The 23,957-nt window shown below is 43.4% G+C and carries 27 protein-coding genes, 1 other RNA gene and 1 riboswitch; of the genes, 6 read left to right on the plus strand and 22 right to left on the minus strand.

The window, feature by feature from the left end; genetic code table 11:
- Positions 1-11 precede the first annotated feature (11 nt).
- Together BLL41_RS11745 and BLL41_RS11750 are read right to left on the minus strand one after the other, a co-directional pair.
- Entirely contained in the window at positions 12-194 is a 183-nt protein-coding gene (locus BLL41_RS11745; protein WP_004397944.1) for a zinc-finger domain-containing protein, read from the minus strand.
- Positions 187-867, minus strand: coding sequence for a ribonuclease H family protein (locus tag BLL41_RS11750; RefSeq protein ID WP_071577983.1), 681 nt, complete (start codon positions 865-867; stop codon positions 187-189). Before BLL41_RS11750 ends, BLL41_RS11745 begins: the two co-directional genes overlap by 8 nt.
- A gap of 82 nt (positions 868-949) precedes the next feature.
- Between BLL41_RS11750 and BLL41_RS11755 the strand changes: the two genes are divergently transcribed.
- The 3 genes from BLL41_RS11755 to sspL are packed head-to-tail and all read left to right on the plus strand — an operon-like array spanning position 950 to position 2,207.
- Positions 950-1,639, plus strand: coding sequence for a queuosine precursor transporter (locus BLL41_RS11755; RefSeq protein ID WP_071577984.1), 690 nt, complete (start codon positions 950-952; stop codon positions 1,637-1,639).
- Positions 1,639-2,037, plus strand: coding sequence for a reverse transcriptase-like protein (locus BLL41_RS11760; RefSeq protein WP_071577985.1), 399 nt, complete (start codon positions 1,639-1,641; stop codon positions 2,035-2,037). Before BLL41_RS11755 ends, BLL41_RS11760 begins: the two co-directional genes overlap by 1 nt.
- 41 nt (positions 2,038-2,078) lie before the next feature.
- Positions 2,079-2,207: a small, acid-soluble spore protein L gene (gene sspL, locus BLL41_RS11765; RefSeq protein WP_003218255.1), complete on the plus strand. Its 129-nt coding sequence runs from the start codon at positions 2,079-2,081 to the stop codon at positions 2,205-2,207.
- Positions 2,208-2,214: 7 nt separating this feature from the next.
- Here sspL and exnP read toward each other — a convergent pair whose 3' ends face one another.
- The 14 genes from exnP to kdgR all read right to left on the minus strand — a co-directional run bounded on the left by exnP (position 2,215) and on the right by kdgR (position 16,849).
- The gene (gene exnP / locus BLL41_RS11770; protein ID WP_071577986.1) at positions 2,215-3,105 is read right to left on the minus strand and encodes a 5'-3' exonuclease ExnP; all 891 of its coding nucleotides are present in this window, start codon (positions 3,103-3,105) and stop codon (positions 2,215-2,217) included.
- A gap of 97 nt (positions 3,106-3,202) precedes the next feature.
- The gene (locus BLL41_RS11775) at positions 3,203-3,349 is read right to left on the minus strand and encodes a hypothetical protein (RefSeq protein ID WP_003230761.1); all 147 of its coding nucleotides are present in this window, start codon (positions 3,347-3,349) and stop codon (positions 3,203-3,205) included.
- Positions 3,350-3,423: 74 nt separating this feature from the next.
- The gene (locus BLL41_RS11780) at positions 3,424-3,681 is read right to left on the minus strand and encodes a YpbS family protein (RefSeq protein WP_071577987.1); all 258 of its coding nucleotides are present in this window, start codon (positions 3,679-3,681) and stop codon (positions 3,424-3,426) included.
- A 64-nt stretch (positions 3,682-3,745) separates the two neighbouring features.
- A complete protein-coding gene (gene dynA / locus BLL41_RS11785) occupies positions 3,746-7,327 on the minus strand; it encodes a dynamin GTPase (RefSeq protein ID WP_071577988.1) in 3,582 nt (1,193 codons plus the stop codon).
- Between the two features lie 175 nt (positions 7,328-7,502).
- Entirely contained in the window at positions 7,503-7,592 is a 90-nt protein-coding gene (fbpC, locus tag BLL41_RS11790; protein WP_100069434.1) for a Fur-regulated basic protein FbpC, read from the minus strand.
- A gap of 63 nt (positions 7,593-7,655) precedes the next feature.
- Positions 7,656-8,168: an alkylpyrone methyltransferase gene (gene bpsB / locus BLL41_RS11795; protein ID WP_071577990.1), complete on the minus strand. Its 513-nt coding sequence runs from the start codon at positions 8,166-8,168 to the stop codon at positions 7,656-7,658.
- A gap of 3 nt (positions 8,169-8,171) precedes the next feature.
- Complete coding sequence (bpsA, locus tag BLL41_RS11800; RefSeq protein WP_256252437.1) at positions 8,172-9,269, minus strand: type III polyketide synthase BpsA; 1,098 nt, start codon at positions 9,267-9,269, stop codon at positions 8,172-8,174.
- A 72-nt stretch (positions 9,270-9,341) separates the two neighbouring features.
- Positions 9,342-10,658, minus strand: a complete 1,317-nt coding sequence (gene pbuX / locus BLL41_RS11805; RefSeq protein WP_071577991.1) for a xanthine permease PbuX — start codon at positions 10,656-10,658, stop codon at positions 9,342-9,344.
- Positions 10,655-11,239 carry a xanthine phosphoribosyltransferase gene (gene xpt / locus BLL41_RS11810; protein ID WP_071577992.1) on the minus strand — a complete coding sequence of 195 codons (585 nt, stop codon included), beginning with the start codon at positions 11,237-11,239 and terminating at the stop codon, positions 10,655-10,657. The genes pbuX and xpt overlap by 4 nt, the downstream gene beginning before the upstream one ends.
- Positions 11,240-11,329: 90 nt before the next feature.
- A riboswitch (purine riboswitch) is annotated at positions 11,330-11,430 on the minus strand.
- 141 nt (positions 11,431-11,571) lie between these two features.
- On the minus strand, positions 11,572-13,077 hold the full coding sequence (ypwA, locus tag BLL41_RS11815; protein WP_071577993.1) for a carboxypeptidase: 1,506 nt from the start codon (positions 13,075-13,077) through the stop codon (positions 11,572-11,574).
- 112 nt (positions 13,078-13,189) lie between these two features.
- The gene (gene kdgT / locus BLL41_RS11820; RefSeq protein ID WP_014477146.1) at positions 13,190-14,182 is read right to left on the minus strand and encodes a 2-keto-3-deoxygluconate transporter; all 993 of its coding nucleotides are present in this window, start codon (positions 14,180-14,182) and stop codon (positions 13,190-13,192) included.
- A gap of 44 nt (positions 14,183-14,226) precedes the next feature.
- Positions 14,227-14,817, minus strand: a complete 591-nt coding sequence (gene eda, locus BLL41_RS11825; RefSeq protein WP_071577994.1) for a bifunctional 4-hydroxy-2-oxoglutarate aldolase/2-dehydro-3-deoxy-phosphogluconate aldolase — start codon at positions 14,815-14,817, stop codon at positions 14,227-14,229.
- A 1-nt stretch (position 14,818) separates the two neighbouring features.
- Positions 14,819-15,793, minus strand: a complete 975-nt coding sequence (gene kdgK / locus BLL41_RS11830) for a 2-dehydro-3-deoxygluconokinase (RefSeq protein WP_071577995.1) — start codon at positions 15,791-15,793, stop codon at positions 14,819-14,821.
- A 36-nt stretch (positions 15,794-15,829) separates the two neighbouring features.
- On the minus strand, positions 15,830-16,849 hold the full coding sequence (kdgR, locus tag BLL41_RS11835; protein ID WP_071577996.1) for a pectin utilization transcriptional regulator KdgR: 1,020 nt from the start codon (positions 16,847-16,849) through the stop codon (positions 15,830-15,832).
- Between the two features lie 221 nt (positions 16,850-17,070).
- On the opposite strand from kdgR, the gene kduI reads away from it, so the two are divergent.
- Both kduI and kduD read left to right on the plus strand, forming a co-directional pair.
- Positions 17,071-17,898, plus strand: coding sequence for a 5-dehydro-4-deoxy-D-glucuronate isomerase (kduI, locus tag BLL41_RS11840; protein ID WP_071577997.1), 828 nt, complete (start codon positions 17,071-17,073; stop codon positions 17,896-17,898).
- A 1-nt stretch (position 17,899) separates the two neighbouring features.
- Positions 17,900-18,664, plus strand: a complete 765-nt coding sequence (gene kduD / locus BLL41_RS11845) for a 2-dehydro-3-deoxy-D-gluconate 5-dehydrogenase KduD (protein WP_071577998.1) — start codon at positions 17,900-17,902, stop codon at positions 18,662-18,664.
- Between the two features lie 41 nt (positions 18,665-18,705).
- Here kduD and BLL41_RS11850 read toward each other — a convergent pair whose 3' ends face one another.
- Both BLL41_RS11850 and BLL41_RS11855 read right to left on the minus strand, forming a co-directional pair.
- Positions 18,706-20,631 (minus strand): ATP-dependent DNA helicase, encoded by a 1,926-nt coding sequence (locus BLL41_RS11850; RefSeq protein ID WP_071577999.1) that lies wholly within the window; start codon positions 20,629-20,631, stop codon positions 18,706-18,708.
- A gap of 102 nt (positions 20,632-20,733) precedes the next feature.
- Entirely contained in the window at positions 20,734-20,925 is a 192-nt protein-coding gene (locus BLL41_RS11855) for a hypothetical protein (RefSeq protein ID WP_003246090.1), read from the minus strand.
- Positions 20,926-21,088: 163 nt separating this feature from the next.
- Between BLL41_RS11855 and BLL41_RS11860 the strand changes: the two genes are divergently transcribed.
- Positions 21,089-21,241: a YpzG family protein gene (locus BLL41_RS11860; protein WP_010327933.1), complete on the plus strand. Its 153-nt coding sequence runs from the start codon at positions 21,089-21,091 to the stop codon at positions 21,239-21,241.
- A 52-nt stretch (positions 21,242-21,293) separates the two neighbouring features.
- Here the strand turns inward: BLL41_RS11860 and BLL41_RS11865 are convergent, their stop codons facing one another.
- The 4 genes from BLL41_RS11865 to BLL41_RS11880 form a co-directional block, all read right to left on the minus strand.
- The gene (locus tag BLL41_RS11865) at positions 21,294-22,451 is read right to left on the minus strand and encodes a THUMP domain-containing class I SAM-dependent RNA methyltransferase (RefSeq protein ID WP_071578000.1); all 1,158 of its coding nucleotides are present in this window, start codon (positions 22,449-22,451) and stop codon (positions 21,294-21,296) included.
- 100 nt (positions 22,452-22,551) lie between these two features.
- Positions 22,552-22,933: RNase P RNA component class B (gene rnpB / locus BLL41_RS11870), an RNA gene on the minus strand.
- Positions 22,934-22,998: 65 nt separating this feature from the next.
- Positions 22,999-23,295 (minus strand): cell division regulator GpsB, encoded by a 297-nt coding sequence (gene gpsB, locus BLL41_RS11875; RefSeq protein ID WP_003225629.1) that lies wholly within the window; start codon positions 23,293-23,295, stop codon positions 22,999-23,001.
- 77 nt (positions 23,296-23,372) lie between these two features.
- A complete protein-coding gene (locus tag BLL41_RS11880; RefSeq protein WP_071578001.1) occupies positions 23,373-23,915 on the minus strand; it encodes an SLOG family protein in 543 nt (180 codons plus the stop codon).
- Positions 23,916-23,957 lie beyond the last annotated feature (42 nt).

Raw genomic sequence — 23,957 nt, forward strand, 5'->3', positions numbered from 1 at the left:
GGTTTTTATTTTTAGTGATTGGTTAAAACATCTCCGTATGCTTTCAGTTTTTCTCCAACCGTACATTTATTGATACAAAATGAATGTGCATAAGTTTTGCCAAATTCTTTGCGAAATTGCTTCTTAATAAAACAGTCTTTGCAATATTCATCGTGCAGTTCTGTCAGTTCTTTAAAGATCATTTTCTTATCCAATATCGTCATCTCCGTTACGGTCTAATTTCGTGTGGCTTTCTACGAATTGATGGGATAGAATTTTTTTAGCGAGGCCGTCAGCTTCCTGGTTGTCTTTCCGTTGAATCGTTTCGTAGGTTGGAGTAAGCTTCAGTGATTCAAGGAGGGCTTCTATTTTGTCCAGCCATTCATTATGAGATGGATCATAGCAAGGCCAGCTGCCGTCAAGCTGATTCAGTACAACAAGCGAGTCTCCTTTGATCGTAATTGAATTTCTGCTTGCCCCAAGCTCTCTTACTTCTCTTATTGCTTCATAAAGTGCCGCGTATTCAGCTTCATTATTGGTTTTTAGCCGGAAGCTTTTATTTTTTCTCAAACGATGCCGGACTCCTCCCAACGAATAATAGATGACAATCCCTAGACCCGCAAGTTCGCTCTCCTTATCGAAACTGCCATCAAAATAAACAGTGATGTTATCAGGCTCTTGAGCAAGCTCCTCGGTCAGCTTTTCCAATTCCTTCAGCGTCCAGCTGCCGCCTTTCTCGTCTTCGAACTCTAGCTCTTTCATGTATGGAAAACGTCCAAGCTCTCTGGCGAGCATACGTGCCTGCTGTGCTGTCAGCCAGTCTTCGCTGAAAAATGAGACGGCCCCCGTTCCTTTTGCTTCTATTTTTAAATGCGGTCTGAGCTTCATTACGATCACCTTACCATTCATTAGTTGCCGGGCTTATGCTATAATCAAACCAATCTTACCCCGGAAAGGAAGCTTTTTCATCTTGTTTAATAATTCGTTTTGGATCTTTTTTGCGATCATTCATTTTATCATTGTTCTTTTATTTTATAAAGGATTTGGCAAAATGGGACTGTTTGTTTGGATCGGTTTTGCGACAGTCTGCGCCAACCTCCAAGTCGTCAAAACAGTGGAACTGTTTGGCTTAACAGCGACACTCGGGAATGTGATGTATGGCACAATCTTTTTTGCGACAGATGTGCTGAATGAAAAATACGGACCGGCTGAAGCCAGAAAAGCGGTATGGCTCGGATTCTCAACTCTCCTGACACTGACAGTTGTCATGCAGGGCGTGCTGCTTTTCGAACCGGCTTCCAGCGACATATCACAAACAGCGCTGGAAACGATTTTCGGATTCCTTCCGCGAGTTGCGTTAGGAAGTCTGCTTGCCTTTATCTTCAGCCAAACGCTGGATGTTTATGTATATTCGGCAATTAGAAGGATATTTCCTTCTGATCGGCTTTTATGGCTCAGAAACGGCGGCAGTACAGCAGTCAGCCAGTTGTTTGATACATTCATATTCACTGCTGTCGCTTTTTTCGGCATTTATCCGGCAGACGTTTGGCTTCATATTTTTATTTCTACATATTTGATTAAGTTTGCGGTATCTTTAATTTCATTGCCTTATGCTTATGCAGCCAAAAAAATGATACCTAATGATGAAAGGAGTTCATAATGCCTACAGAAATATATGTAGACGGCGCAAGCGCCGGCAATCCCGGGCCTTCCGGTATCGGCATTTTTATCAAACATGAGGGAGAAGCAGAATCTTTCTCTATTCCAATCGGAGTGCATACAAACCAGGAAGCGGAATTCCTAGCATTAATTGAAGGGATGAAGCTATGCGCAACGCGCGGGTATCAATCGGTTTCCTTTCGAACGGATTCAGATATTGTGGAGCGCGCCGCTGAGCTTGAAATGGTTAAAAATAAAACGTTTCAGCCGTTTGTAGAGGAAATCACCCGCTTAAAAGCAGACTTCCCTCTTTTTTTCATCAAATGGATACCGGGCAAGCAAAACCAAAGAGCCGATCTTCTGGCAAAAGAAGCGATTCGGCTGAATGAAAAGAATTAAATCTTAGTCATTGGTTCATCCTAATGGCGAGGTGAACTAACATGAAAAAGAAAGATAAAGGCCGGCTGACCGGCGGTGTTACTCCGCAAGGCGACCTGGAAGGCAATACACATAATGACCCTAAAACAGAGCTTGAGGAAAGGGCAAAAAAAAGCAATACAAAACGCTAGAGAAGGTCTATATGATCTCTCTAGCGTTCAGCTTTTCAAGCATGCGCTCAATTCCTTTGATTTGGTGGCGGCGAAGCATTTGAGCCGCCTGCTCCATTTGCAAAGTAAATAAAGCGTCTTTCAGTGTGCAGACCAGCGGCACAGAGCAATGAATTTCCGCAAGTTTCCTCGACATCTCCAAATCACTTAAACCTTGCTGAATTTTTCCCTGCTGACCCTTTGGAAGAAGACCAATATTTTCCAATAAACGGTCAATCGTTTCATATTCACGAATCAGTTTGTAGGCTGTTTTTTCTCCAATCCCTTTGACGCCGGGATAGTTATCGCTGGAATCACCCATAAGCGCTTTAATATCAATCAAAGCTTTCGGCATTACCCCTGTTTCTTCATAAAAAGTCTCTTTTGTATAGACTTTATAATTTCCGATTCCTTTTTGAAGCAGAGCAACGCTTACTTTATCCGTTAGCAGCTGGAGTAAGTCTCTGTCCCCTGTTACGATTGTAATGTCCGCTTCATTTGCAAATAAATTGGCAAGGGTTCCAATACAATCATCTGCTTCATAACCGGCAAAACCAATATTCATGATCCCAAGCTCAGCGGCTGCTTCCTTTGCCAAATCAAACTGCGGAATCAGTTCCACAGGCGGTGCGCTGCGGTTTGCCTTATAATCTTGAAACAAGTCATTTCGATACGTTTTGCTCCCCATGTCCCAGCAGCAGACGACGTGTGTCGGCTGGAATGTTTCCACGGCTGTAATCAAATGCTTTAAAAAGCCGTTGACACCGTTCGTCGGCACCCCGCTGTCATTTATCATAAAGTTGCGATGTACGGCCGTAGCAAAAAAAGCCCGAAATAAAAGAGCCATGCCGTCAACCAGCAATAGTTTATTATTATTCATCTGATAACTCCCTTTTCTTTCATTCCTTCTATTTTATCATAAAGCGGCCCAAAATAAAAAACAGTATCTCTAATAAAGAGATACTGTTTGGGTATCATCAGTCGTTGTGTCTTTTGTTGCTGGCGATCAGCTTCTCAGCTTCGCGTCCTGCGTAAGAGTCAAAATGGGTTTGAAATCCGTTTTTCTTTTTGGCATTGTTATTCGCCTGTGCATTTCTGTTTCCCAGCTTTGTTCTGCCCAACATGAATCCCCCCTTACGTCGGATGCCCATAGTATGTGCATCCGGCAGGAGATTCAATCGCGGCAGGATCATCCAGCTTACACGCGGCTTACGTATTCTCTGACCATTTCTTTTGATACAAGCCGTCTTGTCGGGACGATGCCTTTTTTAGCGAGCTGATTCATTTGCTCGGTGATGTCATTAATAACGTCTGTAGTAAAAGGCTCATCGTTTTTGCATTTAGCAACAGCTGCTTCAATGGCCATTTCACGCATATTTTCAAGACGCATAAATGCTTTGATATGCTCGTGCTGTTTTGATGAATGTGCTGAAATTGCTTTATGTACCTCTGACATTAATCGTTCATCTCGCTTTTTTCTATTTAGTCTATCATGACTTGAAATACAAGCCAACTGAATTTTACATTTTTATTGTATTGTCTGAATTTTTCCAGGAGATGCACGCTTGGTACGCCATTTCAATCTCTTTCGCATGTTCTCCTTCTGCATATCCTCTGAAATACGTCTCTTTTTGATCCGTTATTTGCGCGATTGCCTTTTCAGCCATATCTTCCTGTAAGCGTCTGAGGTGAGCTGTATAATGAGAGATCAGGCTCTCTTCTTCATTTTTTATCCATGCCTCTGTGATTTTCGTAAGTTTCATCCGTACAGCTTCGATAAAGGCCGCTTTTCCTTTCTGCTCAAAAAACTGCTTCGGTGATTTGACCTCTTTTAGTTCCTTTTCAAAAACACGTTCTTCCATTTCTGGTTCAACTTCCTTTAGCTGTATGCCGCTCAAATGCTGATCACCCGCATAAACGGAAAAATAACCGTCAGCGTTTAATGTTTTTTGAAAGTTATCCAGCCATTCTTCTGTGATATGCCGTTCGATAAAACCGCTCATCCGAACATCAAGCGTTTTAATTTCCTGAATATATTCAAACTGGTATTCATGCAAGGCTGTTGTCATCGCCTTACTCACATTCTTTTTCCAATCCCCGTTTTGCAGCCCGGGATGAAATGCCGATTTTAATAAATCATTTGCAAAATATGATAATCGCTGTGTAATGTGATAAAGCTGCTCTCTTGTATCTTTTTTCACTTTCTCAATGATGGTTTCTGAATTCCTCCGTCTCTCGATATCGGCCGCTGCCTGCTCAAATGACAGCATAAGACGCTGTTTCTGCGCTTCCTTCTCTTCTATGGACTGATGCTGGGATTTGTGAAGCTGGAAAACAGTTTCGCATAGTTTGTCTGCTTCCAGACTGAGCTGTGCAGCTGACGCTTTTTTTACGTCCACTTCGATAAATCGGTCTAAGTGTTTTCTTACTTTCGGGAACTGATTATAAAATGATTCCGGTTTTCCCAGCAGCTCCTCCTTACTTGAAACGGTAAAGAGCTGCGGCTCATAAACCCCTTCTTTTACAAGCTCCGCGCTGACATATTCGGTCACTGTTTCAAGCTCTGTTTTATCTTTTGCAAGGTCTGCGGCATTAATAACGAAAAACATTTTATCCATGCTGAGCGATTCTTTCACAAGTCCGAGCTTCCGTAAAAATGAACGATCTCCTTTTGAAAAGGAGTGTTGATAATAGGTCATATAAAAAAATGCATCGGCATCTTTGATATACTGGAATGCCAGCTCTGTATGCCGTTTATTCATGCTGCTCGCGCCGGGTGTATCAACAATTGTAATTCCTTTTTCAGTGAGCGGGCATGTATAGTAGACCGTTACCTCTTTCACAGCACAGGCCGTTGTCTCCTCTGCTACATACGGCTTTAATTCAGAGAGCGGAATCGTTAATTTCTTCTGTTCCTGTATATACTGCTGATACTTCTCGTATGCAAGCAGAAAATTGCTGATCAATTTCACGTGCTCTTCCTGCAGCCTGTTTTTTTTGACTGCCTTTTCCCACTTCTCTGTGAAGGAACGGCCTGCCGGTTCTTTTGATATTCCGGTGAGCTGCAAAATTTCAGCCGTTATGTCATCCTCCGTCTTAAATACTACATCCGCTGTTTTGTTTAGGCTGCCATTGATTGGCTTTGTGATTTTGTTAATTGTCGCTGTGGTTGGCGTTGGTGAGGATGGCAACACTCTTTCGCCGACAAGCGCATTGGCAAATGATGATTTCCCCGAACTGAAGCCTCCAAAAAGAGCAAGTGTAAATTTCCGTTCCTCAAGCCGTTTAACCCTTTCACGAAACGCTGAAATATGCTTTGACAACATGCTGCTTTCGCCTAAAAGATCAGACAAAGTGTAACAGCGTTTGATTTGGTCTTGAAGCGGCAGTTCTTGTTCTATTTTGATTTTTGGATTCGGCATCGGCTGCTCCGCCAGCTGCCCTCGGCCTTGTTTCTGTTCTGGAGCCGCCACTCTTTTTTTCTTCAATTTAAACCATTCTGTGTCTATATGCATCGGGCATTCGGACTCTTCTTCCCAAATGGCCCACAGGCAATTGGTTTTCTCGCGGGCATGATTCTCTAAACGAGCCTGTTTTTGAAGAAGGACAAGTTGTTCTGATTCTTGGACGAGCCTGTCGTTAATCGTTTGCACGTCTTTGGAAACCCGCTCTTTCACCATAGCGGAGAGTACCTTTATGATGTCTGCGGCCTCTCTTTTCGCCTCTTTCCGAACGAGCTCTGCCAAGTCTTTTGTATATTGCAATACATATTCAGAAGAAAAGGCTGCACCTTGCTTGACCGCGCGTTCAACGATGCTTATATCAAGCGGAGTGCGATAGGACTGAATCAGCTTTTCACTTTCAGCGCTATGGACATCAAATGCTTTGGCGAGTTTATGGAGCGTGTCTATTATGTGCCAATCTGCTTCGGCCTCTGTTCGTTTTGTCACATCAGAGAAAAAAACATTCCGCCTTTTATCTCTTTCTTGTGCAGTTTTCGCTTTCGAAAAGAAAAAGCCGGTTTTAAAAGAAGGCTCTTGTGACTCTAAAAATGCAGCCGCCAATTCACGCATTTCAAAAGGCGTCAGGTTGGCGTTTTTTAAAATACGATTGATTTCTTCCTGCATCCTCTTCTCTGCCTCAGCCGCTTGATTTGCAGCCTCATCCAATTGATCACGCAGCGATTGGACCAGTCCAGTTTGGATGTTAAGCTGTTCAGCGAAACACGGTCCGTCCATTTCGTCTTTCTTCAGCATTTCCGTATGTTCCTTCAGCAGATTACGGATCTTTTGTTCGGTTAAAGCCTGCAAATTGTTTTTTGATTGCTTTTCTATTCTTTTTAACTCTTTTCTCAGAGCCCCAATCTGATTGAACGGGTGATCCGGTTCTGTTACTGACGTAAAATAGAGTGCTTCCTTTGAAATCCCTTCATTACAAAGCATCTCCTCTACCTGCGCTTTATAGTCTCCAAATTTCGTCTCCGCCTCATCATGGCGGTCAATTTGATTGACGATAAAATACACATTCGGAATGCTTTCTTTTATTGATCTGAGAAACTTTACATTTTCCTCAGCGTGCACGTGATTATAGTGAACGACGTAAAACAGCGCATCCGCCTGGTGAAGAATAGAAGCAGCCGATAGAAAGTGCGCATCATCTGTTGAATCTATCCCTGGAGTATCAATATACGCAACCCCGGAATCGATCTCAGTATACCTGTCAAAAATTTCGACGCTTTCAATCTGTTCACCGTCTTTGCAATATTGCTGTACCTTGTCTTTTTGGTAAGCCCCTTCCAGCTCAGCACACGCTCCGTCTGTTGTATGAAGCCGAACTCGCTTTTCCCCGTTTCTGATCACAACAAGGTTAGCGCTTGTCGGGATCGGGCTTGTCGGCAAAATATTCTCCATTAACAGGCAGTTCAGAAGTGATGATTTCCCCGCTGAATAATGCCCCGTAAACGCGATATAAACCTCTTCATCTGCCGCTTTTTTCATGACCGCAGCCAGTTTAGCAGCCCTTAGTTCATCTTGATTCTCAATAAATTGCTGATAAAGTTTCCCAGTTTTGTGCAAAAGCTCGTTTCTGTTATGTTCTGTCATAAGTCTGAACCCCTTTGTGCCGTTTCAATTGTGAACCTTTTTCGAAAGATCTGAATTCATTCCCTTTTCATTTTACACAAGAATAAACCAAATTTCTTTAGGAGAATAGAAAAAAGCCGCCATTACGGCAGCCTCTATAAAAGAAAATCTGCAACTTTTACAAGTTCCAGATTCATCAAACAGATTTATTAGAGATTCCTTTTAATACAAAACCAATTAATACACTATATGTACAAACCGCTCCAAGCAAAAACAGCATTGTCATTTGATTCACCATCCTGATTGAGAATCTTTTTCAAATTCATTTTAACATGAGTGAGAATGATTTTCAATCGCTTTTTACACTGTATTCCTGTAATGCCTTGTCTTCTGCTCGAATTCTGACGGTTAACAACACGGCATTGAAAATGGAAAACAGACACATGGTGACATACGCTTGATAAAGCAGCGGAATCAGCAAAATTTCGAGTATAACAACGGCATAGTTTGGATGTTTCATCCATTTATATGGACCTTTTTTTACAAGCTCCGCACCTGGAACAACAAGGATTTTCGTATTCCAATATGCTCCTAAGGAACAAAGTGCCCAATATCGCACTGCCTGTACAATTAAAATAACTGCAACTATACCGCCCCACCAGCTTGACGGCTGTTTATTCATCAGCAGCACTTCAGCAATTAAACACATAAAGAAAAGGATATGCATCGTGATGATATACGGATAGTGACTCTCGCCAAATTCAATTGCTCCTTGTTTCTTTACCTTTTGTTCATTTTGTCTGGCCACTGCCATTTCTGCTGCTCTTTGAACAATGAGAATGGCGATCAACAACCAAAACATGAGTCAAGCCCCCTTTTCCCAGCTGAATAATAGCAGCTCTGATGAGAAACCCGGCCCTAATGCGCCAATCAGTCCTCGTTCAGCTTCCTTTTTATTTCCGTTCTGCAGATGGTCTTTGACCACATACAAGATTGTGGCTGAAGACATATTTCCGTGCTTTCGCAATATGCTTTGCGCTGATGAAAGCTTTTCTGACGACAGCCCAAGACTTTTGATGTAAGCGTCGATCACTTTTTTACCGCCTGGATGCGCCAAAAAAACACTGATATCACGGAATGACAGCTGATGCTTGTCCAAAAAAATCTGTACATTTGTTTTGAGCCATTTTTCTACCAAAGTTGGTATGTCTCGTGAGAAAATGACTTTGAATCCTTGATCGGTAAAGTCCCAGCCCATGACATCTTCTGATTGTTTCATCAAAACAGATTGGGAGTCTATTATCTTCGGGGCAAGCTTCAGTTTTGACACCCTGCGGTCTGCCTTTTCTCCGCATAATAATGCTGCGGCAACGCCGTCACCAAATAGCGAGGTGCCGATCAGATTGCTTTTCGTTTTATCTTCCGGCTGAAATGTCAGGCTGCACAGCTCAGCAGCAATGACAAGCACAAAAGCCTCAGGATACGCTTTGCAGTATTCGGCTGCGCGCGCAAGTCCGCTGGCCCCTCCTGCACAGCCTAAGCCCCAAATCGGAATTCGCTTCGTATATGGAGAAAACGGAAGTTCATTCATAAGCCGCGCCTCGATACTCGGTGTGGAAAGACCTGTGCTGGAGACGAAAAAAACCGCTTCCACTTTCTCATAAGGAATGGCTTCTTGAAAAAAATCCGGATGAGAGAGGCACTCACGAACAGCCTCCCTGCTGTGCTTAAGTGTTTCTTCGATGTATATTTGATTTTTTTCTTCAAAGCTGTGCTCCTCTTTATACCATTCAATCGGCTTAACAAACTGTCTCGAATGGATTTGCCCGTTTTTAAAGGCGGATAACAGCCGGTCTATATCCTTAAAGGAATGCTGAAACATATAGCGGGCGAACTCAGCCGCTTTCTCTTGATTTACATCATATACAGGAAGACTTGTTCCAATGGATAAAATAAACGCCATGCGATCACCTCTTTGCATACATTGTGCCGCAACGATCTTTTTTATATGCAAAAAAACTCCGCCGCGGCGGAGTTAGACTGCTGTTTTTTGTTCCGTAAGGTCAGCTTCTTGTTCTGTGTTTTTAGCTTTAGAAAATACGTTATATACAATATTTAAGACAACTGCAGTGAAGCTGCCCGCCACAATGCCATTCGTTGTAAGAAGCTTTAAGGCACTCGGAAGCTGTTGGAAAATATCCGGCACAACGGTCACACCGAGTCCCAAACCCACTGAGCAGGCAACAATCAGCAGATTTTCCTGTTTCGCAAAATCAATGCGGCTAAGCATTTTAATTCCGTAAGCGATCACCATTCCAAACATCGCCACCATTGCACCGCCCAAAACAGCAGATGGAATAATCGTCGTGAAAGCAGCGATCTTTGGAAACAGCCCAAATGCCATTAAGATCACACCTGTGACTACAATGACAGCATTTTTTTTAATTCCTGTGAGCTGAACAAGCCCGACATTTTGAGAGAATGCCGTGTAAGGAAAAGCATTAAAAATACCGCCCAGAAGCACAGCCAGTCCTTCGGCGCGATAGCCTTTAGACAAATCTTTCTCTGTCAAATGGCGGTTTGTCAGGTCACCTAAGGCGAAGTAAACACCAGTAGACTCCACAAGACTGACAATTGCAACGATGGACATCGTAATGATAGGTGCTGCATGAAAAGACGGCGCTCCGAAGTAAAATGGCTGAATCATTTGAACAACTGCCGCGTCCGTCACATTATCAAATTGAACTTTCCCCATAAAATAAGCGATGGAGGTGCCAATCAAAATACCGATCAAAATCGAGACGGACTTGATAAAGCCTTTTGTAAAACGGTATAGAAGCACAATGATACTCAAAACGATAAAAGCAAGGGCGAGGTTGGAGAGATCTCCGAAATCTGCACTTCCTTCTCCGCCTGCCATGTTATTCATGGCAACCGGCATCAATGTAATACCGATAATCGTAACAACAGAGCCTGTCACAACCGGCGGAAAAAACGAGACGAGCTTTCCAAAGAAAAATGAAATAAGAATGACAAGAACGCCTGAAGCGATAATGCTTCCGTAAACCGTTGAAACCCCGTATTCAGATCCAATCGCAATCATCGGCGATACAGCTGTAAATGTACAGCCAAGCACTACCGGGAGTCCGATCCCGAAAAATCGGTTGCTCCATACTTGCAGAAGTGTAGCCACACCGCACATAAAAATATCAATCGATACTAAGTAGGTCAGCTGTTCGACAGTCAGTCCCATTGCGTTTCCGACAATCAGAGGAACGACAATGGCACCGGCATACATGGCGAGAACATGCTGAATCCCTAATGACAGCGTTTTGCCGAATCCATTTTTCATGAATGAACCTCCTGTACGAAGGACACTTTCCCTTCTTCTAAAGACCGAATTCTTGCCAAAGATTCCACTCGGTAGCCCAGCTTTACAAGTTCATCTCTTCCCGGCTGAAATGACTTTTCAATAACAATGCCAATTCCTGCAATAGAAGCGCCCGCTTGCTTCACAATTGACGCGAGCCCGTGCGCTGCCTGTCCATTTGCCAAAAAATCATCGATAATCAGCACATGGTCCTGATCCGACAGGTGGGTCCCAGACACTGCGATTTGGCTTTCTATTTGCTTTGTAAAGGAATAAACTGACGATGTCAGCAGGTTGTCGGTGAGTGTTAATGATTGATGCTTTCTCGCGAAGACAACCGGTACACCCAGCTTCAAGCCTGTCATTACAGCGGGAGCGATTCCTGATGATTCGATTGTCACAATTTTGGTAATACCGTCTTGTGCAAACCTGGACGCAAATTCGTCACCAATTTTCTGCATAAGCAGCGGATCAATTTGGTGATTCAAAAAAGAATCCACTTTCAATACTTGATCTGATAATACGACGCCTTCTTCCTCTATTTTCCTTTTCAGTGCTTCCATCCAGTCTTACCTCCGTTATGAGAATAAAAAAAGCATTGCCCGCTCAAATAAAGAGCAAGCAATGCTGATATAACAAAAAACCGTACATATGCGGTTCCATTGCTCACCCATAGTCGGAACATTTACGGTGCCCGGTAGAAACTTGCGTGCCATATCCACGCGATTATATGAGTGTTCCTATGATATTGTAATAAATTATATCAAGATTCTAATCTTTTGCATAGGCTGAAAATAAAAATTTCCGAACTTTATTTTCTTTTTTTTAGATATCATTCGTATTTGAAAGGAACCCGATTATAAAAAAGCCTGACGGCCGCGCCGCCAGGCTTTGATTATGCCAAATAGAGACTTGAATATTTGGTTGATAAATAGTCAATTAAATAGCGAACATTCAGTTCTTCTCCTGTCGCATCTTTAATAATGTCTAACGGCTTTTTCCGTTTTCCATGAATGTGCACCTTTTCCGTCAGCCATTGCTTTATCGGATGAAATTCTCCTCTTTCTAAGAGAGCGTCAAATTCAGGGAGATCCTCAAGCATTTTATGTTTCAGCTGAGCCGCATACATGTAGCCGAGCGCATAAGATGGGAAGTAGCCGAAATCTCCTCCTGCCCAATGGACGTCCTGTAAAATCCCCTCTGCATCCGTCTGTGGTGTAATCCCTAAATAATCCTGGTATTTTTGATTCCAAAGCGACGGCAGTTCTTCTACAGACACTTCATTGCTGAAAATCGCTTTTTCAATTTCATAACGGATGATGATATGAAGAGGATACGTCAATTCATCCGCTTCGACCCTGATAAATGAAGGTTTTGATTCATTGATTGCCAGGACAAAATCATCCAGGGAGATATCCCTGAACTGTTCAGGTGATGCCTCTTGAATTTTCTTATAGTATGGTGTCCAAAAATGCTTGTTGCGGCCGATAAAATTCTCGTAAAATAATGATTGAGATTCATGAATTCCCATTGATGCACCGTCTGACAAGTTCGTGCCGCTCAGTGCTTCATCAATATTTTGCTCGTATATCGCGTGCCCGCACTCATGAATGGTGCCAAAGATCGCCGTCCGGAAATCTTTTTCATCATATCTCGTCGTGACCCGAACGTCTCCCCGGTTCATCGTAGTTGCAAACGGATGAACGGTTTCATCAAGCCTTCCGCCATCAAAATCATAGCCAAGCTCCTGTAAAAAATACAGACTGAGCTCTTTTTGCTTTTCTTTCGGGAACGCTTTTGTAATAAAGCTTGTATCTGGTTTATTTCCGGAAGCTGTCACCTGTTTAACAAGAGGGATAATCGCTTCCTTCAGCTCAGCAAACAGCTGATCAAGCACCTTTACCGTAACACCGGGCTCAAACAAATCAAGCAATGCATCATAAGGATGCTCTTGATATCCCCAGTACGTAATAAAACGTTTATTGAATTTAATCAGCTGTTCTAAATAAGGAGAAAACAAGCTGAAATCAGATTTTCCCTTCGCTTCCTCCCATGCTGTTTCTGCCTTTGAACACAGAATCACGTATTCTTTGTATTCAGCCTCAGGGATTTTCTTATTCTCTTCATACTCTTTTTTCGCCAGTTCCACTGCTTTTTTCGTATCTTCCGACAAGTCATCAAATCGTTCATACAGGACATCGATAAGCTCCTTCATTCGATCTGATGTTTGGATATTGAATATATCTGTTGAAAGCTGGCCGATACTTTCGGCACGGTCCTCTGAGCCGTTTTTCGGCGCGCCTGTTCTGGAGTCCCAGTGCATTAACGCAACTGCTTCGCTGTAATGTGAGATTCTTTTTAAAAGATCAAAAAATTCTTTTTCATATGTATGTATCTCCATATCCATTCCCTCCCTATTCTAGCCGTTCCATTACAGGCTAATGGAAGGGGGTATGAAAGTCAAATTGTTTGTATAAAAGGGCTGCCGGTACGTTTAGCGGCAGCCTTTTTATTCAGTTGATCGTCATTTGATTTTTTGGCGGAGGTGTTCTCCTCTTTTTCTGTTTGATTTTTTTATCCACCCACACTGTTGCCAGCGGGGTTAAGAGCGAGGTGACAATAACGCTTGTCGCTATAATTGCAGTTGCCGATTCAGCAACTGGCGCAAATGAGGCATTCGCTTCCGCTAATGCGTATGGGACAGCTACAGCCGCCCCCGCCGTAGAAGAAGCCGCCACACCCGCGACACCGTCCCCCCGCGCGATAAAACGATCAAGCAAAAACAAGGAGCTGCCCGATAAAATGACGACAGAAACTCCGATAAAAATGCCGAGCAGCCCTGATTGGATCAGCATTCCAAAATTCAAGGTATTGCCAAGCGAAAAGGCGAAAAATGGAATGATCGCTGGCACAACCTTGCTGAATAAGTCTCTTAGATCATGATCCAGATTTCCAAGTATACATCCGAGCAAAAACGGGATCACTGTCGCTGCCAGCGTTTCCCATGGGAATGCGGCAAGTCCCGTCACACCAAATGTCACCATGGTCATAAAAGGACCTGATTCTGTACTAATAAAGGCGAAAGCGCCAGCATCCTCTTTTCTTCCCATATGGTTCATAAGCGCCAAATACAGTCCGCCGTTCGTTTCATTCATTACCGCGACAATTGCTAAAACAGAAAGGCCTGCAAAAAAGCCGGATTGTATGCCTTCGTCAGGTATAAATTGCGCTGCGATCACGCCGAGCAGCGCCGCAAATCCGACCTTCCCCAATAATAACGTGATTCCTTTTCTTGCGATGTAGCCTGAAGAACGAAAATCAATCGTTGCTCCTACGCAAAAGATAAAAACACCCAGTATCGGCAGCGTTCCGGTAATCAAAGCACCCGTAAAACCTCCAAAGAATTCCGCTGTTCCAGGAGCAAACGTGTTGAGCGCCGCTCCAAGAAATAGCGGAATAATCATCATTCCGCCAGGTACCCGTTCAATTGTCGCCTTGATTTTCATATTGTGGATTCTCCCATCCTCCGGTTATGAAAAAACAATACCCCTTACACTTGGAAAACAGCCTGCAAATCCTCTTTTGAACAGCTGTCCAGCTGGCTGCCGACACCGACGGCGCCTGCTCCGGCTCTAAGCCAATCCGGCACTTCCGACGGATGTATCCCACCTGTCGGAATAAAGGTCACCTGCGGGAAAGGGCCCGCTAAACTTTTCATAAACGGAAGGCCAAACACACCGCTTGGGAACAGCTTTAATGTCGTAAAACCGTATGTCAACGCTTCCATAATTTCGCTCGGAGTCAGAACCCCGGGGATATAATGTGTCTTTACAAAAGAAAGGTGTTCAGCAAGATCAGCTGAAAAACCCGGACTGACAATAAACTGTGCGCCAGCCTCAGCAGCTTCCCCAGCTTGCTGCGCGGTGATGACCGTGCCCGCGCCAATTAAAATATCGTCTCTATTACGGAAGGATTCGATAATATCTGATGCCCCGGGCGTCGTATACGTCACTTCAACTGCACGAATCCCTTTAGCTAATAAACTCTCAATCTGCTGACAGGCCTCCTGTTTATCCTTTGAGCGAATGACTGCAATCAGCCGTGCTTCTTTCAGACGGTTTTCAACGATTTTGGACTCCATATTAATAATCCCCTTTCTTTTGGTAAACCGTGCTTTGAGCAGATAAAAACGAAGCTAATTTCTCCCTGGTCGGCAAACCGTCCATATCCCCCGGTGACTGCACTTGCAAAGCGCCAATCGCATTCCCCCTTTGCACCGCATCCTTGTACGACAAACCATCTAGGATACCGCTGATTACACCGACTGCAAATCCGTCTCCGGCGCCGACTGTATCAACCACCCGGTCGACTGGGAAGCCTTCTAGAAATCCTTCACTTGTCTCCGTTTTAAAGTAAGCGCCTTCTTTTCCGAGTTTAATAGCAACAAAGCTGACTCCTTTTTTCAGATAATAATTAGCAATGCCTTCAGGTGTTTTTTCTCCGGTCAATAGCTCTCCCTCTGTGATCCCCGGAAAAAACCAGTCTGCAAGCCCAGCCAGATCATTGATTGTGTGTACCATTGTTGCTTGATCAGGCCAAAGCGAGAGCCTTAAATTAGGGTCGAATGAAATGGTTTTCCCGGCGTTTCTCATGTCGTTCATGACATGATACGTGAAGTCTTTCATATCGGCTGATAAGGCAGGCGGAATGCCTGTCACATGCAAATGGCCTGCGCATTGAAAATAATCTTTCGGATATTCAGCAGAAGTTAATGTGCTTGCAGCTGAGTTTTTCCTATAGTAGGTAACTTGCGGGTCACCTTCTTTCACTTTTGACTTCAGCAGCAGTCCGGTGGGATTTTCGTTCGAGGAGCGGATCACGCGGGACACATCCACTCCCTCTTTTTTAAGCTCCTGAACAATAAACGTTCCGAGCTGATCATTGCCGACCTTGCTCATCCATCCCATTCGGAATCCGAGTCTGGCAAGGCCGCAGGCGACATTGCTTTCTGCTCCGGCAAGCCCTTTAGAAAAAGTGGATACTTCATGAAGGCCTCCATACTCATTTGCGTAAAACATGGCCATTGATTCTCCGAATGTCACCGCATCAAGCTTCATCTCTCCCCAACCTCCTCTTAGTGATGGCACCTAGGATTAAAGTGACTTTCTCATGATGACTTTTGCCTCCAATTCAATGGTTTGAGGCGCTCCTTTGTCACCTTCAATCCTTTTTAATACACGTTCCATCGCCGTCCTGCCCATATCATGTGACGGCTGGGCGATCGTTGTAATGCCTGGACCGATCAGTTTGTACCATTCCGTATCATCGAATCCTGCAATCCCTATATCTTGAGGGATGCTCAAGCCAAGCTCTTCCATACAGCTGATGATTTTCAGCATAATCAAGCCATTCAAAGCCAGAATCGCTTTTTTTTGCTCCGGCATCTCCTTGTGAAAAGAACGAAGCGCCGCCTTAAGCTGCTCCTTGTCCTTTACGTCAATTTCATACATTTTGACAAGCCCGTTCACATTTTGAACCGCAGCCATTTCCTGATACACAGCTGCTCTTTCTGCACGAGGGCTGATAGAGGAAATTGGTTCAGTAAACAGCGCGACATCAGTATACCCTTTGCTGTAAATCTTCTGAAGAATCTCTTTTGTGATCCATCTGTTGTCAGTCGTTACGGTATCCAGTTTCAGATCCGGCAATTTCCGGTCAATTAAGATCGTTGGAATGTGCTGTTCAGCAAAAGCTCGCAGTAAATCCTTGTTTTCCCCGGTTGCATTTAAAATCAGGCCCTCAACCGAATGGGCTTCTAGCTTTAAGAGCATTTCCCGCTCTTTTTCAGGACTGTTATCTGTGTTGCACACCATAATGCTGTAGCCAAATTGATCACAAACTTCTTCGACTCCCCTGAAAGCAGCGACCGAAAAAGGATTTGTAATGTCAGCTACAACAAATCCAATTAACTTGCTTTTTTTTATTTTCAAACCTTGAGCCATTTTACTCGGCCGATAATTCAGTTCTGCGATTGCCTTTTTAATGTTTTTCACTTTTTCAGGAGAAATCGCGTCAATTTTTCCGTTAATATAGCGGGAAACTGTCGATTTCGAAACTCCTGCATATTCAGCTACATCTTTGATGGTCATATGGCCTGTTGTTTTCTTTTTCATTCAAGTGCTCCTGTATCTCATATATTTGAAACCGATTTCAAAACCGTTACAACAAAAGAATACCATAATTTTAAAATTAGGAAAGAGTTTTTTTAATAATGTGTCAATTCATTATTTTTCCGTTGACTCTTTTCACTATTTATCCTAAAATTTTCTTTGAAACCGTTACCAAAATATTTTCATTCAAGTGATGCTGAAATCCTAACCAAGGGGGAAATATAATGGAAAATCGTTATTCTGTACATCCTGAACAAGTAAAACGCTTTACAACAGAGGAACTTCGCAGTCATTTCTTAATGGATACTTTATTTACGGAAAACAAACTTACGATGTATTACTCACACGAAGACCGGGTTGTCATCGGCGGAGCAGCTCCAGGGCAAAGTGAACTAAAGCTTGATGCAGGTGATTTTCTAAAAACTGACTTCTTTTTGGAACGGCGTGAAATTGGAATTATTAATGTTGGCCAGCCTGGTACCGTTAGGGTCGGCGATGATGAATATGTGCTTCAAACAAAGGATTTTCTCTATATCGGAATGGGCAATCAGGATGTAGCGTTTTCAAGCCTGAATGGGGAAAAAGCGAAGTTTTACTTCGTCTCCTCCTGTGCCCACAAAAGCTATCCGACTCAAAAAGCCGCCCTATCTGAACTGACACCGGACCGCCTTGGTGATGATGCAGCGTCTAATGTCAGAAGCCTGTACAAAGTCATTCATCAGGATGGCATTAAAAGCTGTCAGCTGATGATGGGAATAACGATGTTAGATCAAAACAACAACTGGAATACCATGCCGGCACACGTTCATGACCGTCGGATGGAGGCTTATCTTTACCTGGATCTTGAAAAGGACTCAAAGGTGTTTCATTTCATGGGCCAGCCGGACGAAACACGCCACCTTGTGGTTGGTAATGAGCAGGCTGTCCTTTCACCCGCCTGGTCTATTCATTCTGGCGCAGGAACATCAAACTACAGCTTTGTGTGGGCGATGGCTGGAGAAAATTACACATTTACGGACATGGATCTCATTCCGATGGATGGGCTGAAATAAGATGGGTTATCTGCATGACGCCTTTTCATTAGAAGGAAAAACAGCGCTGGTGACAGGCCCGGGAACAGGGATCGGTCAAGGAATTGCCAAAGCGCTGGCCGGGGCTGGCGCTGATATTATCGGCACATCACATACAAGCAGTCTGTCTGAAACACAGCAGCTTGTGGAACAGGAAGGCCGGACATTTACATCTTTTACATTGGACATGAGCAAGCCGGAAGCGATAAAGGATTCTGCAGCTGAGCTGTTTGAAAACAGGCAGATCGACATCCTTGTCAATAATGCTGGAATCATTCATCGGGAAAAAGCGGAACATTTTTCAGAAGAGAACTGGCAGCACGTACTGAATGTCAATCTAAACAGCTTGTTTATTCTGACACAGCTGGCTGGCAGGCACATGCTGAAAAGAGGTCATGGAAAGATTATTAATATTGCCTCTCTCCTGTCTTTTCAAGGCGGCATCCTCGTTCCGGCTTACACCGCGAGCAAACACGCTGTTGCCGGTTTGACAAAATCATTTGCAAATGAGTGGGCAGCGTCGGGTATTCAGGTCAACGCAATCGCCCCAGGCTATATTTCTACTGCGAATACAAAGCCTATTCGGGATGACGATAAGCGAAATGAGGACATTTTAAAGAGAATTCCTGCCGGCCGCTGGGGCCAAGCGGATGATATCGGGGGGACTGCAGTCTTTTTGGCATCACGTGCTTCAGATTATGTAAATGGACATATTTTAGCAGTTGATGGCGGCTGGCTATCCCGTTGACAATGAAAAAAGCTGACGAACAAGATCGTCAGCTTTTCCTATTACATCATATGCGGTTCAACAGGCAAGACCTTTTTGATCTCATCAATGATACGTTCATTTTCTCCGCCAGCGTAAATGTGAATCGAGCCGCTGTCTTGATTCGAGCGAATCAGACGCCCGATGCCCTGCCGTACGCGTAACAACATATATGGCAGATCAACTTCTTCGAACGGATCTTTTTTCGCTCCGTTGCGTTTCGCAGTAAATACAGGGTCATGAGGCGGGAATGGCAATGACCAAATTGTAACATTCTTCAATGCGTCACCAGGAATATCGAGTCCTTCCCATAAGTGAACCGAACAAAGTACTGTTTCCTCTTCCTCTTGGAATTTCTCCACTAAGCTGCTGATTTCTTCATCACCTTCAAAGAAAATCGGATACGGCAGCTCCCATGCAGCCGACAGCTCTTTAAACTCGTTTAATTCTTCAAAAGAAGGGAATAGCACAAGGGTTCTACCTTTGTAACGTTTGATTGTTTCAATCGTCTCAGCCGTTTTTTGTTCAGCCGCCATGTCTGTTTTTGTGTATAGATTAACAGTCATTTGCTCGTCATAATCATAAGGGGAATCAACAGTTAATGACAAATAATCATGAATCCCGAGACTGTCAGCAATATAATCAAACGAACCGCCTTCTGACAGCGTAGCAGAAGAAAAGATATAAGGAATTTTCTTAGAAAACACCTTTTCGCCAAGTACTTCTGCTACCGTTCTCGGCATCACGACAAAAGTTGATTCTGCTTCCTTTTTCTCCAGCCAGCTGATTGCATCCTTTTGATATAGAGATAATGAATACGCCATTTGTTCAACATATTCTTCCACTACTGACAGCTCGTATTGATCAATCGTATACATTTCAGACTCAAATACAAGTGCCTCACCGATTTTATCAAGTAAACGGCAAAGCTCGTCCGCCGCCTTTTTGACACGCTGGTCATTTTTTATTTCTAAACGGTGTGAACCGGCTACTTCCTTTGATTCTTCAGAAAGAACATAGAAAAATTCGTCGTTTGCGAGAAGCGCATCTTCAATCAATTCTGCAAACTCTTCTCTGATGTCATTTTGCAGCAAACGTTCTAAAAACAATTCAAGAGTAGACTGCTTCACTCTGTAGGTTAGCGCTTTTTGCGCAGCAAACTCTAACAAGTGCCCCTCATCAAATACAACTGCACTATGATCAGGCAAGAGCGGCAGCTGGCCCTCTCGTTTGCGTGATTCTTCTGTCCACACATGCTCCATATAAAAATCATGGGAACAAATGATTAAGTCCGTTGACTTGCGGTAGTAATCTCTGGAAAGTGTCAGACCGCATCTGTGTCTCATATCACAAGTCAGACAGTCCTGAAACGAGTCGTAGCTTACGTCAGACCACTCTTCATTCGATAGATTTGCGTACTGCTTACGGTCGCCATACGGATAAAAGCGCTGCATCGCCTGTGACTCGTGGACAAATGACGGTAACGACTCATAAAGATCCAGCCATTTATCATCATCAGAACGCTGCATTGTTTTTTCAAGCTTCTTCAAGCATAAATATTGCTCATGTGATTTTGACAGCCTTGTATCAATTTTCAGATCAAGATGCTCAGCCAGCTTAGAAATATCGCCCTCTTTTTTCACCAGCTGTTCAATTAATGTTTCATCTGCACAAGCGATGATGGCGGGTTTGCCGACATACCTTGCATAGCTGATTGCAAAAAGAAGATAAACCAGCGTTTTCCCCGTTCCCACTCCAGCTTCGGCGAACATGACTTTCTTCTCTTTAAACGCCCGCTCCAGCTGAAAAGCCATAAATACTTGCTCATCCCGAAGATCAAACCCTTTTTCGGGAAGGATATCGTAAAACACGTCACCAATCCAATTGTTCAATTCTTCATAAAAATTCTTTGTTTTCGTTAAAGAAAAAGGCAAACGTGATGTTGTCACCTAGTTCCAACCCCCAACTATTCGACATTCAGACCACCAATAATATCATTTTCCGCTGATGAATACAATAAAAAAACTTGGCATTGCCAAGTTTTTTGCAGTTTACTTGCGATTGATCACATGCGACGATAAAAAAGGATGGTCTGTTGAATAAATATGTTCTACTGCTTTTTCTAAATCAGTTTGCGCATGCGAAATCACAGACGGAGACGAATCAGTCCCGAGCTCCTTCAGCTCGTTTGCTGTTGCGTCAAGCGCCCTTTGAATAAGATTAAAATGTTCGCTGTTTAGCATGAGATCACCTCTGATGGAAATAATCATCATTGTATGCGAACTTTTCATTTTATATACATGCTTTACCGCATGTTTTCATCGAAACATGCACAAACTACCCTTGATATTCCGTCTTTGGATTATCCGTCTTATCAACAATATTCTATCAGGGAGTGATGTTGACATGAGTTATAGAAACCGATTAGATCAGCATTCTGAACTGTTTCATCACAATTGGACGCGGCCTAAACGTTCTAAGTCTCAAGTAAACGGTCACACTGAAATGTCCCAAACCAACATTATATTGAGAAGCAACGCGAAAGCTCACCGTTGGTAACGATAGAATATGGCTGAAAGATGAAAGAAGACGCATGCAGAGCGTCTTCTTTTTATTCGTTTTCTGTTTTCTTGCGCTGCGGTCTTACTTTTGACCAATATTGATAATAATCCGTTTTAATAAACCCGTTAAAGAGTTTTCGTTTCTTCGTTGCTTTTCTGCCATATGCTTCCTCAAAGTTTTCATTTGATGTCAGCATATACACAGACCAAGTATCAAGCGGCTCGAAAGCCTGCCCCATTTCTTTGTACATCTGTTCAACAGCTTTTTTCTCGCCGAGGCGCTCTCCATATGGCGGGTTGCCGACAATTACGCCAAACTCCAGATTCGTTGTGAAGTCTTTGACCTGCATCTGCTTAAATTGGATTAAATCTCCCAAGCCAGCTTCCTCTGCATTTTCTTTTGCGATTTGAACCATGCGGTGGTCTATGTCGCTTGCGAAAATTGTAAGCGGCTGGTCATAATTTGCCTTTTCTTCGACCTCAAGCCGCGCTTTGTCCCACAGGTCTTTACCGATCCATTCCCAATCCTCTGAAACAAAATCGCGGTTGAATCCCGGGGCGATGTTTTGGCCGATTAACGCCGCTTCTATGGCGATTGTTCCGGAGCCGCAGAAAGGATCAACAAACGGGCGGTCGGGCGTCCAATTGGTTAATTGCACCAAAGCAGCAGCAAGTGTTTCTTTAATTGGCGCACCGCCCTGATCGACACGGTATCCTCGTTTGTGAAGGCCCGTCCCTGATGAGTCCAGTGTAATAAGAGCCTGATCTTTCAATAAAGAAATTTCCACTTTATACTCGGCACCTGTTTCTTCAATCCAATCATTGGCTTTGCCGGATTGCAGCTTGAGCTTTTCGACAATTGCTTTTTTGACAATCCGCTGACAGTCAGGAACGCTTGCAAGTGTTGATTTTACCGATTTTCCAATGACAGGGAATTTCCCGTTTTCAGATATAAATGAGCGCCAGTTAATCGCTTTCGTTTTTTCAAACAGTTCATCAAATGTTTTCGCTTTAAAAGAAGCAACCTGAACCTTTATGCGGTCGGCTGTTCTAAGCCAAAGGTTCGCACGGCAGATGGCAAGTGCATCACCTTCAAAAATAACTTTCCCGTTATCAACCTTGCATTCGTATCCTAAATCTCGTACTTCCTTTGCGACAACAGCTTCAATGCCCATCGGCGCCGTTGCAATTAGTGTATACTTCTTCATCGTATCACCCTGTCTTTTAAAACTTTTCTCTTTTCAAGATAAAAGCTCTCCTTATACGGGAGAGCTTGTTTTCATCATTTAAAATGTAAGTGGTCTAACGTTCTGTAAGCCATGTTTTGTTCCGTCGTACTGCAAACGGCTCATCACCTCGTACTCAGGCGGCAATCATCTATCTACAGAAAGCATTCTGTCCTTCTCTCCGTTGAATTCCGTTAAGAAGGTTCCCCTACCAAAATTTGGGTTTCTCGCTCGAGGGGTTTACCGCGTTCCACTCTCACCATTTCTAGTGAGACTTCGTCACTGTGGCACTTTCAAGGATACTCAGCCATATCCGAAGGACGTAGGCTTTTTTCCTGCCGTCAGCCTCTAAAGGCTGCCCTAGCTTATGACTTCGCTAGGCACGAACACTACGGGCATCTCAGCACCGTGCGAGCATGGACTTTCCTCTACAGATTCAAGATCTGCAGCGATTACCCGAACGTTAAGAACATGAATTATTATATAACAACTGATTACAATTTACAAGCGCCATTTTTTTCAAGCGTGATCAATCATAAAGCTTGCTGCCAAAAACGTGTTTTTCTAAGTTAGACAGCCGTTTTAAAATATCAAAGTTTGTTGTGTTAGATTGCACAGGCTGTTTTTTGCTGGCTTCTTCAAGCTGTTTTTTCAGCTGCAGATTTTCCTGCTGCAGTTCTTCAATTTCTTGATGGAAGGTTTCATAATCCTTAATAATCATATCTAAAAATTTGTCAACGTCTTCTTGCTTGTAGCCTCTAACGCCTGTTTTAAATTCTTTTTCCAAAATTTCTTTCGCAGAAAGCTTTACTTTATCAGCAAGCATCTTTTTCACCTCGTATCGTGAATCATCACATATATTTTTTCAGAAATCTGTACGGTTGTCAAATTTCTCTCTCTTTGTTAGTAGCTGTCTTCCTCCACTGTCACTCTCAAGTCATCCATCGTGATAAAAAAGATGGGATACCCGTCCCGTTCGCGTCTCTTTTCAGCCGTCTCAAGCATATACTTTGGAGATCCTTCCTTCTCTGGATCATATAACAGCATCAAGGCGTCTGATTTTTCTATAAAGAACTGATTTTTTTGTTTAAACTGTAGCGGACTTTCATACGGCCTGTGAGTCAGGCTTTCTTCGTAGTCAGCCTGTGCCAGGACAGCTTCATAAAGCTCTTTATTAGGCTCTTTCCAGTTCTTGTCCTGATCGTAGAAAGGAGTAATCACAGCTACTTTCAAATCAGGGTATTCCTCCTGCAAATCATATGCAGCTTCAGCCGCCCACAGTTCAGCTCCAAGCTGGCCCGAAATTAAAATCCATTCTAATCCCTCATCTAAAAACCCGATCAACCGGTTTTTGATCGCTTTTTTTATGTAATACAGCGCCTTATCATCCTGCTTATAAATCCCCAATTCAAACGGTTTATATCCCGTAATAGCCAATACTTTCAAGTTTTCACCTGCTTTTAAAAAATGGGGTCCCCTTTAGGGCCC

Source organism: Bacillus sp. FMQ74, from assembly GCF_001875785.1.
Taxonomy (GTDB): Bacteria; Bacillota; Bacilli; order Bacillales; family Bacillaceae; genus Bacillus; species Bacillus stercoris.

What these genes read in the sequence shown, in the direction of transcription:
- sspL (WP_003218255.1), top strand. Translation starts at nt 2,079, where the DNA reads ATGAAAAAGAAAGATAAAGGCCGGCTGACCGGCGGTGTTACTCCGCAA.
- BLL41_RS11855 (WP_003246090.1), bottom strand. Translation starts at nt 20,925, where the DNA reads ATGCTAAACAGCGAACATTTTAATCTTATTCAAAGGGCGCTTGACGCA.
- BLL41_RS11860 (WP_010327933.1), top strand. Translation starts at nt 21,089, where the DNA reads ATGAGTTATAGAAACCGATTAGATCAGCATTCTGAACTGTTTCATCAC.
- BLL41_RS11760 (WP_071577985.1), top strand. Translation starts at nt 1,639, where the DNA reads ATGCCTACAGAAATATATGTAGACGGCGCAAGCGCCGGCAATCCCGGG.
- exnP (WP_071577986.1), bottom strand. Translation starts at nt 3,105, where the DNA reads ATGAATAATAATAAACTATTGCTGGTTGACGGCATGGCTCTTTTATTT.
- xpt (WP_071577992.1), bottom strand. Translation starts at nt 11,239, where the DNA reads ATGGAAGCACTGAAAAGGAAAATAGAGGAAGAAGGCGTCGTATTATCA.
- kdgT (WP_014477146.1), bottom strand. Translation starts at nt 14,182, where the DNA reads ATGAAAATCAAGGCGACAATTGAACGGGTACCTGGCGGAATGATGATT.
- gpsB (WP_003225629.1), bottom strand. Translation starts at nt 23,295, where the DNA reads ATGCTTGCTGATAAAGTAAAGCTTTCTGCGAAAGAAATTTTGGAAAAA.
- BLL41_RS11750 (WP_071577983.1), bottom strand. Translation starts at nt 867, where the DNA reads ATGAAGCTCAGACCGCATTTAAAAATAGAAGCAAAAGGAACGGGGGCC.
- eda (WP_071577994.1), bottom strand. Translation starts at nt 14,817, where the DNA reads ATGGAGTCCAAAATCGTTGAAAACCGTCTGAAAGAAGCACGGCTGATT.
- kdgR (WP_071577996.1), bottom strand. Translation starts at nt 16,849, where the DNA reads ATGAAAAAGAAAACAACAGGCCATATGACCATCAAAGATGTAGCTGAA.
- BLL41_RS11775 (WP_003230761.1), bottom strand. Translation starts at nt 3,349, where the DNA reads ATGTTGGGCAGAACAAAGCTGGGAAACAGAAATGCACAGGCGAATAAC.
- BLL41_RS11865 (WP_071578000.1), bottom strand. Translation starts at nt 22,451, where the DNA reads ATGAAGAAGTATACACTAATTGCAACGGCGCCGATGGGCATTGAAGCT.
- kduI (WP_071577997.1), top strand. Translation starts at nt 17,071, where the DNA reads ATGGAAAATCGTTATTCTGTACATCCTGAACAAGTAAAACGCTTTACA.
- fbpC (WP_100069434.1), bottom strand. Translation starts at nt 7,592, where the DNA reads ATGACAATGCTGTTTTTGCTTGGAGCGGTTTGTACATATAGTGTATTA.
- ypwA (WP_071577993.1), bottom strand. Translation starts at nt 13,077, where the DNA reads ATGGAGATACATACATATGAAAAAGAATTTTTTGATCTTTTAAAAAGA.
- bpsB (WP_071577990.1), bottom strand. Translation starts at nt 8,168, where the DNA reads ATGTTTTGGTTGTTGATCGCCATTCTCATTGTTCAAAGAGCAGCAGAA.
- kduD (WP_071577998.1), top strand. Translation starts at nt 17,900, where the DNA reads ATGGGTTATCTGCATGACGCCTTTTCATTAGAAGGAAAAACAGCGCTG.
- BLL41_RS11780 (WP_071577987.1), bottom strand. Translation starts at nt 3,681, where the DNA reads ATGTCAGAGGTACATAAAGCAATTTCAGCACATTCATCAAAACAGCAC.
- pbuX (WP_071577991.1), bottom strand. Translation starts at nt 10,658, where the DNA reads ATGAAAAATGGATTCGGCAAAACGCTGTCATTAGGGATTCAGCATGTT.
- bpsA (WP_256252437.1), bottom strand. Translation starts at nt 9,269, where the DNA reads ATGGCGTTTATTTTATCCATTGGAACAAGTCTTCCTGTATATGATGTA.
- dynA (WP_071577988.1), bottom strand. Translation starts at nt 7,327, where the DNA reads ATGACAGAACATAACAGAAACGAGCTTTTGCACAAAACTGGGAAACTT.
- kdgK (WP_071577995.1), bottom strand. Translation starts at nt 15,793, where the DNA reads ATGAAGCTTGATGCGGTGACATTCGGAGAATCAATGGCCATGTTTTAC.